Raw genomic sequence first — 16,091 nt, 5'->3', positions numbered from 1 at the left:
GGGACTGTGATCGACGAGCCGGCCGGCGCCGCGTACCGGATCGAGGACCTGGCGCACCGCAGTGGCGCCACGGTCCGGACGATCCGCGCCTATCAGGACCGCGGGCTGCTCCCCCGCCCGGAGCGGCGCGGGCGCGCGAACCTCTACGCGGACGCCCATCTGGCCCGGTTGCGGCAGATCGCGGACCTGCTGGACCGCGGCTACACCCTGGCCTCCATCAAGGAGCTGCTGGAGGCCTGGGACGCGGGGCGCGGTCTGGGCGGCGTGCTCGGTCTGGTCGCGGAGGTCGACGGACCGTGGACGGACGAGGAGGCGGTCCACATCTCGCGGGCAGAGCTCGACGAACGGTTCGGCGGCCACCCGGACGACGCGGCGGTGGCAGAGGCGGTCGAGCTGGGCGTGCTCGAACGGATCCCGGGGCAGGACGACACGTTCCTCGTTCCGAGCCCCCAGGAACTGGCGGTGGCGGCGGAGTTGTACGAGGCGGGCGTCCCGCTGTCCGCGATCTCCAGTCATCTGCGGGAGTTGAGGGGGCAGGTGGAGCACATCGCCTCCCGGTTCCTGGAGTTCACGGCCGAGCACGTCTTCGCCCGCTATCTCGGCGAACACGCGCCGAACGACGCCGACGCCACGGAAGCGGCAGCGCTCGTACGCCGGCTGCGGCCGCTCGCACGCCAGACGGTGGACGCCGAACTGGCGCGGGCCATGCAGCTGTTCGCCCATCGACAGCTGCGCCGGCATCTCGGTGTGGAGAAACCCCGGGCGGACCAGGAAGAGACACGTACTGTGGCGGTCCCGGCCGCGACAATGACCGCCGTTGAAGGGCTTGTCGGCGTGGAGCACGCGGCCGAGTTCATCGCTCTGGCAGCGGAACGCGAGGTCAGGGCGCGGGCCTTGGACGCACTTGCCGCACACCGCCCTCAAACGGCCGAAGTTGACGAACCATCATGAAATGTCGAGGAGTTGTCCACAGATTCCTCAACTACGCCTGTGGATAACGCATTTGGCTGTGGATCAAACCTCCGGGCCAAAATCAAATGCGTGATCAGTGTCTCTCCAGGCACCCTGGCGGGATGAACGAGAGACCCATGGACGAGAGGCGCACCGCGGACGGGAGACGCCCCGCGGACGAGAGGCGCACCGTGAAGGTGTCGAAGTACCTCTCGAAGCATCTGCGGCACCAGCCCGAGCGGATCGGGCTCACGCTCGACGACGGCGGCTGGGTCGAGATCGGCACCCTGCTGGCCGCGGCGGCGGCGCACGGCTTCCCGTTCACCCGGGACGAGCTGGACCATGTGGTGGCCGACAACGACAAGCGGCGTTTCGCGATCGAGGGCACCCGGATCCGTGCCAGCCAGGGCCACTCCGTGGAGGTCGACCTGGGACTGCCGTCGGCGACCCCGCCCGCGTACCTGTACCACAGCACCGTCGCCCGCAGTCTGGACGCGATCCGCGCCGAGGGTCTGCGGCCCATGGACCGGCACGACGTGCACCTCTCCGCCGACCGCGAGACGGCGACCCGCGTCGGAGCCCGGCGCGGCCGCCCCGTCGTCCTCTCCGTGGACGCCGGCGCCATGAGCCGCGACGGGCACGTCTTCACCGTCAGCGCCAACGGCGTCTGGCTCACGGCGGCCGTGCCCCCGCGCTACCTGCGGTTTCCGGCCACGCACTGACGACCCGGTGGGCCGGGTGGCTCGCGGCGGGCCGCCTCGCGTCGCTGCCGTCCGCCCAGCGGGGCTCCGGCCGTGGCCACGGCCGGGGTGGCCACCCCGGCCGGTCGGCCGCTTCGGTGTGCCGCACCGCTGCGCTTAGGCTCTGCGGCATGAGTCTGCGCCTGAGCACCGTGATCCTGCCCTACCTCCGCTGGCACGAGGGAGGGCGTTCCACCTGGCAGCGCGCCGAGCAGCTCGGGTTCCACACCGCCTTCACCTACGACCACCTGGCCTGGCGGACGTTCCGCGAGGGCCCCTGGTACGGCGCCGTGCCGACCCTGACCGCCGCCGCGGGCGCCACCGACCGGCTGCGCCTCGGCACCCTGGTGACCTCTCCGAACTTCCGGCACCCGGTGGCCCTGGCCAAGGAACTGATCTCCCTCGACGACATCTCCGGTGGCCGGATCACGCTGGGCATCGGCGCGGGCGGCTCCGGGTTCGACGCCACGACACTGCTGCGCACCGGCGAGGAGCCGTGGACGCCGCGCGAGCGCGCCGACCGCTTCGGCGAGTTCGTACCGCTGCTCGACCGGCTGCTCACCGAGGACACCGTGTCGTACGACGGCACGTTCTACTCGGCGCGTGAGGCGTACAACATCCCCGGGTGTGTGCAGCGCCCCCGGCTGCCCTTCGCGGTGGCCGCCACCGGGCCTCGCGGGCTGAAGCTCGCCGCCGCGCACGGACAGGCGTGGGTGACCACCGGGGACCCGAAGCTCTTCCAGGCGGGCACGCCCGAGCAGTCGGTGGACGCCCTCCGCGGACAGACGGAGAAGCTGGCCGCGGCGTGCGAGACGGTCGGGCGCGATGTGCGTGAGCTCGACAAGGTCCTGCTCACCGGCTTCACCCCGGACCGTGGACGTCCACTGGAGTCCCTCGACGCGTTCGTCGACTTCGCGGGCCGCCATGTGGAGCTGGGCTTCACGGACATCGTGATCCACTGGCCCATCCCGGGCTCCGACTTCGCGGCGGACGAGAAGGTCTTCGAGCAGATCGCGCTGGAGGCGGTCGCTCAGTTGGGCTGACGCCCGGTGCAGGGCGGCGCCCAGCGGGGAGGGGCCGGGGGCCCGGTACGCGACTGCGGGTCGTGCCGGGTTGCCCGCGCGGTTCCCCGTGCCCCTTCCGGGGCGCCCCCGCCCAGCGGCTGCGGCGTGTGAGGCGGAAAAGGGCAGGTGAGGGGTTACGTCACTCACATGTGCGGACCGCCGCACGCCCGTGCGCGCATATGCGGGAGAATGGCGGAGTGACCTCAGCGACCCGACGGCCCGGGACTCCGGCCTCCCCCCTCCCGCCCCGCCTGATCGCCACGGACCTCGACGGCACCCTGCTGCACGACGACAAGTCCGTCTCTCCGCGCACGGTGGCCGCCCTGGCCGCCGCCGAGGCGGCCGGCATCGAGGTCTTCTTCGTGACCGGGCGCCCGGCCCGCTGGATGGACGTCGTGAGTGAGCACGTCCACGGCCACGGCCTCGCCATCTGCGGAAACGGCGCCGCCGTGGTCGATCTGCACGGCGGCCCCGGCGCCCACCGCTTCGTCAAGGTGCGCGAACTGGCGCGGGAGAACGCTCTCGACGCCGTACGTCTCCTGCGCGACGCCGCTCCCGGCACCCTCTTCGCCATCGAGCAGACGTACGGCTTCTACCAGGAGCCCGCGTACCCGAAGCTGCACCTGGAGGCGCCCGACACCGTCGCGCCCGCCGAGAAACTTCTGGCGCCGGACGCCCCGGGTGCCGACGAGCCGGTGCTCAAGATCCTCGCGTTCCACCACGAGATCGCCCCGGACGACTTCCTCATGACCGCCCGGCTGGCCATCGGCGACCGGGCCAACGTGACCCGGTCCAGCCCCAGCGCGCTGCTGGAGATCAGCGGCCCCGGCGTCTCGAAGGCCAGCACCCTCGCGCTGTGCTGCGCCGAGCGCGGGATCTCGCACGAGGAGGTCGTCGCCTTCGGTGACATGCCGAACGACGTGGAGATGCTCACGTGGGCTGGCACGTCGTACGCGATGGGCAACGCGCACCCCGACGTGATCGCCGCGGCGTCCGGCCGTACGGCCGCCAACACCGAGGACGGCGTGGCTGTCGTCATCGAGCGGATACTCGCGGAGCGCCGGTAGGAAAGGGTCGGCAGCCGGCCCGCTCCCTCAGGCCGGCCCGCCCGCTCATTCGGTCACAGCCGTACTCCCCGCTCGGCGAACCATTCCCGGGGATCGACTCCCGAGCCCGGCTGCGGCGTCAGACGTACCTCGAAGTGCAGATGCGGGCCCGTCGAGTTGCCGGTCGTGCCCGACTGGCCGACCCACTGTCCGGTGGACACCCGCTCCCCCTGATCCACGGTGACGGCCGCCAGATGGGCGTACTGCGTGAAGTAGCCGCCCGTGTGCCGCACCACGACCTCCATGCCGAACGGGCCGCCGCACGACACCTTCACCACCCGTCCCCGGCCCACCGAACGCACCGGCGTACCGATGTCCACCGCGAAGTCCTGCCCGGTGTGCCGGCTCGCCCAGCGTTCACCGCCGCTGCCGAACCCCGCGGACAGTCCGTACGTCTCCACCGGCGGGATCCACGGCTGGGTGAAGGCCTCGTCCGGCTGGTCGAGCCGGGCCGGGCCCCGGCACGCACCGGCGGCGGCCGAGGCGTCCGCCTGTCCCTGGAGCGTGCCCTGGGCCTCCTCCAGTTTCCGCTCGATGCCGCGCTTGATCCCGGCGAGTTCGTCGTTGCGCCGTTCCAGCACCTGCCATGCGGAGGCCGCCTTCGATTCGTCGGCGGCGAGCCTGCGCTCGGCCCGGCGGCTCTTGGTGACGGCGTTGTCGACCGCCAGATCCACCTGCCGGACAACCCGCTGACCGCGCATCAGCTCCTCGGGGCTGTCCGCGAGCAGCAGCCGCACGGTGTGCGGGAGCCCACCGCCGGTGCGGTACTGGGCACGTGCGATACGGCCGAGGTCCCCGTGCAGCACGGCGATGTCCCGCCGCCCCCGGTCGAGAAGCCGCTCCAGCCGCTGGGCCCGGCCCCGCTGCTCATCGGCCTCGCGGCGCCCCGCCTCGTACCGCTGCGCCGCCACTGACGCCTCCTCGTACAGCCGTACGACCTCGGCGCCGACCCCGCCGGAGCCGTCGGCGTCCCCGGTGGCCGTCGCCGGTCCCGCCGCCAGGCCGGCCAGCGCGCACGACAGCGCCGTGACGAGCAGAGGACGGTGAGGTCGACGTGAGCGCATGACATGGATCGTGTCGCGCGCGGACGGCTCAGGTCCTGTTCACGTCGTACACCTGGGGGAGCGGTCGCCACGGATGGACCACTGCGCTGAGCCGAACAGGGGTCTCGCCGACGCCACTTCAGCGAGTCGCACACCGGCGCACGCGTCGGCGGCTCGCCCCCACCCCCACCCTGTACGGCCTCCGCCCGGCCCAGCCCTGTCCCTGATTCAGTACGGCGCCTCCCAGACCACCGACGTGCCGCCGCCGTCCTCCCCGGCCCCCGGGCCGTACCAGCTGTCCCCGCCCAGCGACTCCGCGCGGCGCTTCAGGTTCTTCAGCCCGCTGCGCCGGCCTCCTTCGGGGATGCCGACACCGTCGTCCGTCACCGTCAGACGTACGCCGGTCTCCTCGCCCCGAAGCCGTACGGTCGCGTCCACGGTGACGTCGATACGGGACGCTCCCGCGTGCCGGAAGGCGTTGGACAGGGCTTCGCGGAGGGCCGCGACGAGGTTCTTGGCGGTGAGTTCACCGACCACCGTGTCCACGGACCCGACGAAGCGGTGCGACGGCTTGAAGCCGAGCGGTACGGCGGCCATGTTGATCTCGCGCAGGACGCGCGTCCGCAGCCGGGTCGGAAACTCCGCGGGTCCCTGCTGCAGCGCGAAGATGGCCGTGCGGATCTCCTGGATGGTGACGTCGAGTTCGTCGACCGCCTTGCCGACACCCTTGCGCACCTCGGGCAGCACGGACCGCCGCTGCGCGCTCTCCAGCAGCATCCCGGTGGCGAACAGCCGCTGGATGACGAGATCGTGCAGGTCACGGGCGATCCGGTCACGGTCCTCGTAGACCGCGAGCTGTTCCCGGTCCCGCTGTGCCTCGGCCATCATCAGCGCGAGCGCCGCCTGGGAGGCGAACTGCGTCGCCAGGGTGCGCTCGGTATCAGTGAACGGGCGGGCGTCCGCCGCGCGGGCCATGACGAGGGTCCCCAGGACCCGGCCGCCGCTCTGGAGGGGAAGCAGCATCGTCGGCCCGTAGCCCCGGGAGAGGTCCGCGAGCATCCGCGGGTCCGAGGCCGCGTCCTCGACGAACACGGCGTTTCCCGCGAGGATCTGGCCCGCCACCGCGTTCTCGGGCGGTACGACGAGGCCCAGTGCCCTCGACGGGTGCTCGGACGCGACGGCGACGATCTCCAGTCCGCCCGCCGCCGCGGGCAGGAGCACGAGGCCGGCCATCGAGTCGGAGAGCCGGCGGGCCTGTTCGGCGACCACCTGGAGGGCTTCGTCGGCGTCTCCTCCGGAGAGCAGCGCTGTGGTGACGGCCACGGATCCGTCGATCCAGCGCTCACGCCGCTTGGCGGCCCCGTACAGGCGCGCGTTCCCCACCGCGATGCCCGCCTCGCGCGCCAGTACGCGCACCATGTCGAGGTCGTGCTCGCCGAACGGGCGCCCGTCGCGCTTCTCGGCGAGGTAGAAGGTGCCGAGGCTCTCGCCCTGTACGCGGATCGGGACGGCCAGGAAGCCGGCCTCGGGCGGACGACAGCTTTCCTCGGTCCCCCTGGCTCCCTCGTACCCGTCCGGCAGCCGCCCGATCCACCTGACCGGCTTCCCGTCGGCGTCCGGGCCCGGGTGCTCGGCGAGGCCGTCCCCGCACTCCGCCGTCAGCCCGACAGCCGCGTACCGCGCGTCCGCCAGTTCCGCCGCGGTCTCGCAGATCCGTTCCAGCGTGGACCGCAGCTGCAGACCGCTGCCGACCGCCCGCATCGCCTCCAGCAGCCGCGGCACGTCGTCTGGGTTCGGGGCGCCACCGGAGCCCGGCTCGACTGACATGCACCGAGCCTAGTTAGTCCCATTTGTCAGGGAAAGTCGAACCCTGGCACGTGGTCCTGCGTGCTCCTCCCACCGTGCGAAGGCCGGTATCTCCGTCCCGTCACCGTGCGAGGGCCGGTCGTCCCCGTCCGGTCACCCTGCGAAGGCCGGCATCCCCGTCCGGCTCTCCCGCTCGGCCATCTCCCGCAACGGCCCCTCCGCACGCACCAGCTCGTCGAACGCGCCCCGCTGCGCCACCTGCCCCTCCGCCATGACGATCACCTCGTCCACCGCTTCCAGGCCCGCGAGCCGGTGGGTGATCATCAGCGTCGTACGCCCCTCGGTCGCGGCCAGCAGATCGGCGGTGAGGGCGTCGGCGGTGGCCAGGTCGAGATGCTCGGCGGGCTCGTCGAGCACCAGCACGGGAAAGTCCGCGAGCAACGCACGGGCGAGCGCCAGCCGCTGCCGCTGCCCCCCGGACAACCGGGCCCCGTGCTCCCCGATCATCGTGTCGATCCCGTCGGGCAGACCGTCGGCCCAGTCGAGCAGCCGCACCCGTCCCAGCACGTCCCGCAGCGCGGAGTCCGTCGCGTCCTTCCGTGCGAGCAGCAGGTTCTCGCGCACCGAGCTGTCGAACAGGTGCGCGTCCTGCGCACAGAGCCCGACCAGTCGCCGTACGTCGTCGCCGTCCATGCCGTACGCGTCCACACCCCCCAGCGTGTACGTCCCTCCGCGTGGGTCCAGGAAGCGCAGCAGCACCTGGGCCAGCGTCGTCTTGCCGGATCCGGACGGCCCGACGACAGCGGTCCTGCGCCCTTGTTCGAGCACCAGGTCCACCCCGGCGACCGCGTCCCGCTCCTGTCCCTCGTATCGGGCGGCCAGGTCCTTCACCACGACCGGGAACGGCGATGCGGGCGCCTTCACCGGCCGCTCCGGTTCCCGTACGGGCTCGGGCGCGTCCAGGACCTCGTACACGCGCTCCGCGCTCCTGCGTACCCGCTGTCGGTACTGGGCGGCGAGCGGCAGCCCCAGGACGGCCTCGAAGGCGGCCAGGGGGGTGAGGACGACGACGGCCGTCGCAACGCCGCTGAGGCGCCCGTCGACGACCGCCTGAGCGCCGACGAGTGCGGCGGCCGTGACGGTGAGGCCGGAGATCAACGCGGTCAGTCCGTCACCGAGCGCGGTGGCGGTGGCGGCGCGCGAGGTGATGCGGGTGAGCTCGGCGTCGGCCCGCCGCGCCTCGGCGGTACGGGCGGGCAGGGCGCCCGCGACGGTCAACTCGGCGGTTCCCGTGAGGAGGTCGGCCACCCGGGTCGCCAGGACACCGCGTGCCGGTGCCAGCCGGCGTTCGGCGCGGCGCGCGACGGCTCCGGTCACCAGCGGGACGCCCACGCCCGCGGCCAGCAGCCCGACGGCGAGCACGGCACCCGCCTCGGGCAGCAGCCAGGCCGTGAAGCCGACCGAACCGGCGGACACGACGGCCGCCGCGGCGGCGGGCAGCAGCCAGCGCAGCCAGTAGTCCTGCAGCGCGTCGACATCGCTGACGAGCCGCGAGAGCAGATCACCGCGCCGGGTGGTCCGCAGTCCGGCGGGCGCCAGCCGTTCGAGGCGCCGGTACACGGCGACCCTGGTGTCGGCGAGCATCCGCAGCACCGCCTCGTGCGACACCAGCCGCTCGGCGTACCGGAAGACGGCCCGCCCGATCCCGAAGGCCCGCGTGGCCGTCACGGCGACCATCAGATACAGCACGGGCGGCTGCTGGGAGGCCCTGGAGATCAGCCAGCCCGAGGTGGCCATGAGACCGACGGCGCTTCCGAGCGCGAGACTGCCGAGCAGGAGGGCCAGCGCGAGCCGCCCCCTGCGCGGCCCGGCCATGGCACGTACGCGCGCGAGCACGTCACCCCGCCCCTCCGGGATCGGGGCCGTCTTCCCCGCGTCCGCCGCGGGTGCTGACGCCACCACGTCGGAGTGGCTCGGCCGCGTACCGCCGGGCATTGCGGCGGCCTGGTCCGCCGAAGCCGCCGGTTCCAGGCGCACCACACGGTCGGCCACCGCCAGCAGGGCCGGCCGGTGGACGACCAGGAGGACGGTCCGTCCGACGGCGAGGCGCCGGACCGCCGCCACCACCTCGGCCTCGGTCGCCCCGTCGAGCGAGGCCGTCGGCTCGTCCAGGAGCAGCACCGGCCGGTCCGCGAGAAAGGCCCGGGCCAGGGCGAGCCGTTGCCGCTGCCCGGCGGAGAGCCCGGCACCGTCCTCGCCCAGGAGCGTGTGCGGTCCGTCGGGGAGCGCGTCCACGAACTCCAGGGCCCCCGCGTCGGCCAGCGCCTCCCGCACCGCGGAGTCGTCCGCCTCCGGCCGCGCCAGCCGTACGTTCTCGGCGACGGACCCGGCGAACAGATGGGGCCGCTGCGGCACCCAGGCGACATGCGAACGCCACTGCTCCGGGTCGGCGTCCGTCAGATCGACTCCCCCGACCTCGACCCGCCCCTCCGTGGGCCGGACGAACCCCAGCAGCACGTTGAGAAGAGTCGTCTTGCCGACGCCGCTGGGGCCGACGAGCGCCACCGTCTCGCCGGGCCGGACCGCGAAGGACACGTCCGACACGGCGTCGGACGACCGCCCGGGGTAGCGGACCGTCACTCCGTCGAAGCGCAGCTCCCCGGAGGCGGGCGCGACACCGGTCCCGGGCTCCCGCACCGGCGTCTCCAGGACCGAGAAGATCTCCTCGGCGGCCGACAGCCCCTCCGCCGCCGCGTGGTACTGCGCCCCTACCTGCCTCAGCGGCAGATAGGCCTCGGGGGCGAGGATCAGCACGACCAGTCCGTCGTACAGCTCCATCTCGCCGTGGACGAGCCGCATTCCGATGGTCACGGCGACCAGGGCGACCGAGATCGTGGCGAGCAGCTCCAGTGCGAAGGACGAGATGAAGGCGATGCGCAGGGTCCGCATGGTCGCCTGCCGGTACTCCCCGGTGATCCGCCGGATGGACTCGGCCTGCGCCTTGGCCCGCCCGAAGACCTTGAGCGTGGGCAACCCCGCGACGACGTCCAGGAAGTGCCCCGAGAGTCGGGACAGCAGATGCCACTGGCGGTCCATCTGGGACTGCGTGACCCAGCCGATGAGCATCATGAAGATCGGAATGAGCGGCAGCGTGCCGACGATGATCGCCGCCGACACCCAGTCCTCGGTGACGATCCGCGCGAGGACGGCGACGGGTACGACCACCGCGAGCCCCAACTGCGGCAGATAGCGCGAGAAGTAGTCGTCAAGGGCGTCCACCCCTCGGGTGGCGAGCGCGATCAGTGAGCCTGTCCGCTGCCCGCTCAGCCACTCCGGACCGAGCGCACCGGCCCGTTCCAGCAACCGTCCCCGCAGCTCCGACTTGACCGCCGCGCTCGCCCGGTGCGCCGCGAGTTCGGTGAGCCAGGAGATGAGCGCACGACCGACCGCAACAGCCGCCAACAGCATGAGTGGTGTGCGGAGTTCAGCCGTCGACAGTCCGTGCTGGAAGGCGCCCACCACCACTTCGGCGATGAGCATGGCCTGAGCGACGACCAGCCCCGCTCCCACAACTCCCAGTCCCACGACCGCCATCAGGAAGAGACGGGTGGCGCGGGCGTATCGAAGAAGTCGTGGGTCGATCGGTTTCACGTGAAACACACCCTTGGGTCAAGCAGGTGTGTTTCACGTGAAACACACCTTCTTCTCATGAGGCATGTTTCACGTGAAACATGCCCCCGGATTGATGAGCCTCAGTGCACGGCGTCAGCGATGTGCTGGGTACCGATCCGCTTACGGAACACCCAGTACGTCCAGCCCTGGTAGAGCATGACCACCGGTGTAGCGATCACCGCACACCAGGTCATGATCTTCAGCGTGTACGGGCTCGACGAGGCGTTGGTGACCGTGAGGCTCCACTCGTCGTTCAGCGAGGACGGCATGACGTTCGGGAAGAGCGTCAGGAACAGCATCGCGACCGCGGCGACGATGGTGAGGCCCGACAGCCCGAAGGCCCAGCCCTCACGCCCCGCCTGGTTCGCTCCGATCGCCGCGACCAGCGCGACCACTGCCACGACCAGCGCGACCAGGCTCTTGCCGTCACCGTTCTCGACCTGGGTCCAGAGCAGGAAGACCAGCGCGAGCACGGCCGTCATCACTCCGAGCCGCAGCGCCAGCTTCCGGGCCCGTTCCCGGATGTCACCGAGGGTCTTGAGCGCCGCGAACACCGCGCCGTGGAAGGTGAACAGCGTCAGCGTCACCAGCCCGCCCAGGACTGCGTACGGGTTGAGCAGATCCCCGAGGCTGCCCACGTACTCGAAGTTCTGGTCGATCTTCACGCCCCGGACGATGTTGCCGAAGGCCACACCCCACAGGAACGCCGGGAGCAGCGAGGTCCAGAAGATCGCGTTCTCCCAGTTGCGCTGCCACTGCTCCTCGGGCCGCTTGGCCCGGTACTCGAAGGCGACTCCGCGCAGGATCAGGCAGACGAGGATGAGCAGCAGGGGCAGGTAGAAGCCGGAGAAGAGCGTGGCGTACCACTCGGGGAAGGCGGCGAAGGTCGCACCTCCCGCCGAGAGCAGCCACACCTCGTTGCCGTCCCAGACCGGGCCGATGGTGTTGATCAGGACCCGCTTCTCGGTCCGGTCGCGGGCGAGCAGCTTGGTGAGGACGCCGATCCCGAAGTCGAAGCCCTCCAGGAAGAAGTAGCCGGTCCACAGGACGGCGATGAGGACGAACCAGATGTCGTGAAGTTCCATGACTCAGCTCCCTGGGCCTAGTACGAGAAGGCCATCGGCTTGTCGGCGTCCCGGGGGTCGCCGCCGATCTTCGTGGGCGGGTTGAGGTCGGCCTCGGTGAGCTCGGGCGGTCCGGCCTTGATGTACTTCGCGAGCAGCTTCACCTCGATGACGGCGAGGATGGCGTAGATCGTCGTCAGAACGGCCAGCGAGATGATCATCTCGGTCTGCGACACACCGGGGGAGACCGCGTCCCGGGTCTGCATGACGCCGTAGACGACCCAGGGCTGGCGGCCCATCTCGGTGAAGATCCAGCCCCACGAGTTGGCGATCAGCGGGAAGGCCATCGTCCAGACCGCCAGGAGCCAGTACAGCCGGGTGAGTCTGGACCCGAGCGGCTTCCTCAGCAGCACCAGGTGTGGCACCTCGTCCTCCCCCGTCCGCCGGGCGGCCGGCAGCAGGAACCTCTTCCGGGTCAGCCACAGTCCCAGCAGGCCCAGGGAGAAGGACGCCATGCCGAAGCCGATCATCCAGCGGAAGCCCCAGTAGGCGACGGGGACGATGGGCTTGTAGTCGCCGGGGCCGAACTTCTCCTGCTCGGCCTTGTTGGTGTCGTTGATGCCGGGCACGTACGAGTCGAAGTCGCTGTGGGCGAGGAAGGACAGGAGCCCGGGGATCTCCAGGGCCACCGAGTTGTGCCCCTTGTCGACGTCCCCGTAGGCGAACACGGAGAAGGGCGCGGGCTCCTCGCCGTCCCACAGGGCCTCGGCTGCGGCCATCTTCATGGGCTGCTGCTCGTACATGACCTTGCCGAGGGTGTCTCCGCTGATCGCGGTGAGGAGGCCGCCGACGGCCATGGTGACCAGGCCGAGCCGCAGCGAGGTCCGCATCACCGGGATGTGCTTCTTGCGCATCAGGTGGAACGCCGCGATGCCCACCATGAAGGCACCACCCGTCAGGAAGGCGGCCGAGAAGCTGTGGAACACCTGGTTGAGCGCGGTGTTCTGGGTCAGGACCAGCCAGAAGTCGGTGAGCTCGGCGCGCCCCTTCTGCTCGTTGATGCGGTAGCCGACCGGGTGCTGCATCCAGGAGTTGGCCGCGAGGATGAAGTACGCGGAGAGCAGCGTGCCGATCGAGACCATCCAGATGCACGCCAGGTGGATCTTCTTCGGCAGTTTGTCCCAGCCGAAGATCCAGAGTCCGATGAACGTGGACTCGAAGAAGAAGGCGATCAGGGCCTCGAAGGCGAGCGGGGCACCGAAGACGTCACCGACGAAGCGTGAGTAGTCGGACCAGTTCATGCCGAACTGGAACTCCTGCACGATGCCCGTGACGACGCCCATCGCGATGTTGATCAGGAAGAGCTTGCCCCAGAACTTGGTGGCTCTGAGGTACTTCTCCTTCTCCGTGCGCACCCAGGCGGTCTGCAGGCCCGCGGTGAGCGCGGCGAGCGAGATCGTGAGCGGGACGAAGAGGAAGTGGTAGACGGTGGTGATGCCGAACTGCCATCGCGCTATCGTCTCCGGCGCCAAAGCCAATTCCACGTCGTCAACTCCTTACGTCGCCGTGGTAACCGCGGCAGTTTGTCCCGCTTGCCCCAGACATCCAGGGAGCAAATGGGACGCGCTTGTGAACGCGTTCACATTCACAAGCAATTATGACGCATGCCCGTTCGAGCGGTGACAGGTGGGGGTACCTTGCTGCGGGACCTGGCTTATCTGGCACGAAACACCAGGTCAGAGGCGCGCAGGAGCAAAGAACGAGACGAACGCCACAAGGCCCTGGCCCCTCGCTCTCGCGGGGTGCCAGGGCCTTGATCAACAGCCTCTTGCCGACGGTCCGGCTGGAGGCCCATGGGCTCGAAGCCGACAGCTCGGCTAGATCTCCTTGCGGAAGCTCTCCGTCGTCTTCAGGAAGATGTCGTTGGCCTCGGTCTCGCCCACCGTCACCCGGACGCCCTCGCCCGAGAACGGCCGCACCACGACCCCGGCCTGCTCGCACACGGCGGCGAAGTCGACCGTGCGCTCCCCGAGCCGCAGCCACACGAAGTTCGCCTGGGTGTCCGGCACCGTCCAGCCCTGACCGCGCAGCGTCTCGACCACCCGCGTGCGCTCGGAGACCAGCGAACCGACCCGTCCGAGCAGCTCGTCCTCGGCGCGCAGCGAGGCGACCGCCGCGTCCTGAGCGAGCTGGCTCACCCCGAACGGCACGGCCGTCTTGCGCAGCGCAGCCGCCACCGGCTCATGAGCGATCGCGAAGCCGACCCGCAGCCCGGCGAGACCGTACGCCTTGGAGAACGTACGCAGCACGCACACGTTCGGCCGCTCCCGGTACAGCTCGACGCCGTCCGGCACCTCGGCATCGCGTACGAACTCCCGGTACGCCTCGTCGAGAACCACCAGGACGTCGCCCGGCACCCGGTCGAGGAATCGTTCCAGCTCGGCCCGGCGCACGGCCGTACCCGTCGGGTTGTTGGGGTTGCAGACGAAAATCAGCCGGGTCCGGTCGGTGATCGCGTCCGCCATCGCGTCGAGGTCGTGGATGTCCCCCGGCGTCAGCGGCACCTGGACCGGCGTCGCCCCGCTGACGCGGGTGATGATCGGGTACGCCTCGAAGGACCGCCAGGCGTAGATCACCTCGTCGCCCGGTCCGGAGGTCGCCTGCACCAGTTGCTGGGCGACGCCGACCGATCCGGTTCCGGTGGCCAGATGCGTGAGCGGTACCCCGAACCGGTTCGCCAGCTCGTTCATCAGCCCCGTGCACGCCATGTCGGGGTAGCGGTTGAAGGACCCGGCCGCCGCGCTCACGCTCTCCAGCACACCCGGCAGCGGCGGATAGGGGTTCTCGTTGGAGGACAGCTTGTACGCCACCGGACCGTCCGCGGCCGCGGGCTTCCCGGGCTTGTACGTGGGGATACCCTCCAGCTCGGCTCGCAGCTTCGGGCTCGTCTCGCTCACCGCAGTCCTCCTTGTGACCGTCTCCGGCTCATCACCACCACCGGCTACCAATACTGCTCACCTTAAGAGGATTCGGAGCCGCTGAGTACGGCCGGGACCGACCTCCCGGCCGGCACCGACGATCCGTGTGCGCACTCCCGGGCATCACCGCACGAAGGCGTACGAAAGAGGGGGCGCGCTGCTCGTCACAGCCCGCGCCGGTGGCTCGCGCCGTGGCGCGCATCCCTCGTGAAGGTGAGTTGAGACCTCTTCGAGACATGGCCCCTTTGGCAGGCTCATGCGCGTCGACAAGTGACGTACTGCCATTGAAACGGTCAACTCCCTTGCTTTCCAAGGGAGTTGCGCACTGATGACCATGCAGAAACGTGCCTGTCAACGAGTGCATATGCGTCCGCACTACCCCACCGCATGAGCCCTACTATCGGCTCGCCATGACAGCAGCAGGGAAGCACCAGGTGAGCCGGTCGGATACCTCGCGTCGAGGAAACCGGCCGGGCCGGGCGGGCATCAGAGACGTGGCCGCGGCCGCCGGAGTCTCCATCACGACGGTCTCCGACGCCCTCAACGGCAAGGGACGGCTCCCGGACGCCACCAGACGCCATGTCCGCGAGGTCGCCGATCGGCTGGGCTACCGGCCCTCCGCGGCGGCCCGAACCCTCCGTACCGGCAAGTCGGGCCTCATCGGCCTGACCGTGACGACCTACGGGGACGAACCTTTCACCTTCACGGAGTTCGCGTACTTCGCGGAGATGGCCAGAGCCGCCACCTCGGCCGCGCTCGCCCGGGGCTACGCCCTGGTCATCCTCCCGGCGACCTCGCGCCACGACGTGTGGTCGAACGTGGCCCTGGACGGGACGGTCGTCATCGACCCCTCCGACCAGGACCCGGTCGTCAGCGAACTCGTCCGCCAGGGATTACCGGTGGTCTCGGACGGCCGCCCGGCCGGCTCGCTGCCGGTGACCGCCTGGGTGGACAACGACCACGAGGCCGCGGTCCTCGGCATCCTCGACCACCTGGCCGCCGCCGGAGCCCGCAGGATCGGCCTGCTGACCGGGACGACCACGGACACGTACACGCACCTGTCGACGACCGCGTACCTCCGCTGGTGCGAGCGTGTGGGCCAGGATCCCGTGTACGAGGCCTATCCCGCGCACGATCCGTGCGCGGGAGCGGTGGCCGCCGACCGGCTGCTCGCCCGGCCCGACCGTCCCGACGCCGTCTACGGTCTGTTCGACCCGAACGGCACCGACCTCCTCGCGGCGGCGCGGCGCTACGGCCTGCGCGTACCGGACGACCTGCTGCTCGTGTGCTGCAGCGAGTCCACCGTCTACGCCAACACCGAACCGCCCGTCACGACACTCTCGCTCAAACCGAGACGAATCGGCACGGCCGTGGTCCAGCTCCTCATCGACGCCATCGAGGGGGTCGAATCGGACCAACCGGTCGAGCAGGTGATACCGACGGAGCTGATCGTGCGCACCTCCTCCGAGCGACGGCCGCCACGGACGACCGTCAGTCCACCGCGGTCTCCGGAGCAGGGGTGACCTCCGACGCGGAAAGGCCCTCCCAATTCGGGAGAAAACCACGGTGAACTGGGGTTCTGCTCCGATTCACCACCCCTGGGTCATCACATGGCGCGATCCGCATTCCTATGATGGGCGGACGACACCGCGGGCCGCTGCGACCAG

11 protein-coding genes are annotated in these 16,091 nt (G+C 70.6%); 5 read left to right on the top strand and 6 right to left on the bottom strand.

Annotation, left to right across the window (positions count from 1 at the left end):
• Positions 1 to 6 precede the first annotated feature (6 nt).
• From C6Y14_RS32450 to C6Y14_RS32435, 4 genes are all read left to right on the top strand, one after another.
• A complete protein-coding gene (locus C6Y14_RS32450; protein ID WP_107020462.1) occupies positions 7 to 951 on the top strand; it encodes a MerR family transcriptional regulator in 945 nt (314 codons plus the stop codon).
• Between the two features lie 122 nt (positions 952 to 1,073).
• Entirely contained in the window at positions 1,074 to 1,673 is a 600-nt protein-coding gene (locus tag C6Y14_RS32445) for an RNA 2'-phosphotransferase (RefSeq protein WP_225891384.1), read from the top strand.
• Between the two features lie 149 nt (positions 1,674 to 1,822).
• The gene (locus C6Y14_RS32440; RefSeq protein ID WP_107020460.1) at positions 1,823 to 2,734 is read left to right on the top strand and encodes an LLM class flavin-dependent oxidoreductase; all 912 of its coding nucleotides are present in this window, start codon (positions 1,823 to 1,825) and stop codon (positions 2,732 to 2,734) included.
• A gap of 218 nt (positions 2,735 to 2,952) precedes the next feature.
• Positions 2,953 to 3,822 carry a Cof-type HAD-IIB family hydrolase gene (locus C6Y14_RS32435; protein ID WP_107020459.1) on the top strand — a complete coding sequence of 290 codons (870 nt, stop codon included), beginning with the start codon at positions 2,953 to 2,955 and terminating at the stop codon, positions 3,820 to 3,822.
• Positions 3,823 to 3,875: 53 nt separating this feature from the next.
• On the opposite strand, the gene C6Y14_RS32430 is transcribed toward C6Y14_RS32435, so the two are convergent.
• From C6Y14_RS32430 to hisC, 6 genes are all read right to left on the bottom strand, one after another.
• Positions 3,876 to 4,925, bottom strand: a complete 1,050-nt coding sequence (locus tag C6Y14_RS32430) for a M23 family metallopeptidase (protein WP_107020458.1) — start codon at positions 4,923 to 4,925, stop codon at positions 3,876 to 3,878.
• A 207-nt stretch (positions 4,926 to 5,132) separates the two neighbouring features.
• Positions 5,133 to 6,731: a GAF domain-containing sensor histidine kinase gene (locus C6Y14_RS32425; protein ID WP_107020457.1), complete on the bottom strand. Its 1,599-nt coding sequence runs from the start codon at positions 6,729 to 6,731 to the stop codon at positions 5,133 to 5,135.
• Between the two features lie 132 nt (positions 6,732 to 6,863).
• On the bottom strand, positions 6,864 to 10,361 hold the full coding sequence (gene cydD, locus C6Y14_RS32420; protein ID WP_107020456.1) for a thiol reductant ABC exporter subunit CydD: 3,498 nt from the start codon (positions 10,359 to 10,361) through the stop codon (positions 6,864 to 6,866).
• 101 nt (positions 10,362 to 10,462) lie between these two features.
• On the bottom strand, positions 10,463 to 11,467 hold the full coding sequence (cydB, locus tag C6Y14_RS32415; RefSeq protein WP_107020455.1) for a cytochrome d ubiquinol oxidase subunit II: 1,005 nt from the start codon (positions 11,465 to 11,467) through the stop codon (positions 10,463 to 10,465).
• A gap of 17 nt (positions 11,468 to 11,484) precedes the next feature.
• Positions 11,485 to 12,990, bottom strand: coding sequence for a cytochrome ubiquinol oxidase subunit I (locus C6Y14_RS32410; protein WP_107020454.1), 1,506 nt, complete (start codon positions 12,988 to 12,990; stop codon positions 11,485 to 11,487).
• 333 nt (positions 12,991 to 13,323) lie between these two features.
• On the bottom strand, positions 13,324 to 14,403 hold the full coding sequence (hisC, locus tag C6Y14_RS32405; RefSeq protein ID WP_107020453.1) for a histidinol-phosphate transaminase: 1,080 nt from the start codon (positions 14,401 to 14,403) through the stop codon (positions 13,324 to 13,326).
• 431 nt (positions 14,404 to 14,834) lie between these two features.
• Here hisC and C6Y14_RS32400 point away from each other — a divergent pair, with 431 nt between their 5' ends.
• Entirely contained in the window at positions 14,835 to 15,947 is a 1,113-nt protein-coding gene (locus C6Y14_RS32400; RefSeq protein WP_107020452.1) for a LacI family DNA-binding transcriptional regulator, read from the top strand.
• The last annotated feature ends 144 nt before the right edge of the window (positions 15,948 to 16,091 follow it).

Source organism: Streptomyces dioscori (assembly GCF_003024195.1).
Lineage (GTDB): Bacteria > Actinomycetota > Actinomycetes > Streptomycetales > Streptomycetaceae > Streptomyces > Streptomyces dioscori.
The sequence above is the reverse complement of the archived record's forward strand: the minus strand, read 5'-3'. Positions and strand labels throughout refer to the sequence as shown.

Coding starts and splice junctions, on each gene's coding strand:
- C6Y14_RS32445 (WP_225891384.1), top strand. CDS start 1,074: ATGAACGAGAGACCCATGGACGAGAGGCGCACCGCGGACGGGAGACGC.
- C6Y14_RS32440 (WP_107020460.1), top strand. CDS start 1,823: ATGAGTCTGCGCCTGAGCACCGTGATCCTGCCCTACCTCCGCTGGCAC.
- C6Y14_RS32430 (WP_107020458.1), bottom strand. CDS start 4,925: ATGCGCTCACGTCGACCTCACCGTCCTCTGCTCGTCACGGCGCTGTCG.
- C6Y14_RS32425 (WP_107020457.1), bottom strand. CDS start 6,731: ATGTCAGTCGAGCCGGGCTCCGGTGGCGCCCCGAACCCAGACGACGTG.
- cydB (WP_107020455.1), bottom strand. CDS start 11,467: ATGGAACTTCACGACATCTGGTTCGTCCTCATCGCCGTCCTGTGGACC.
- C6Y14_RS32400 (WP_107020452.1), top strand. CDS start 14,835: ATGACAGCAGCAGGGAAGCACCAGGTGAGCCGGTCGGATACCTCGCGT.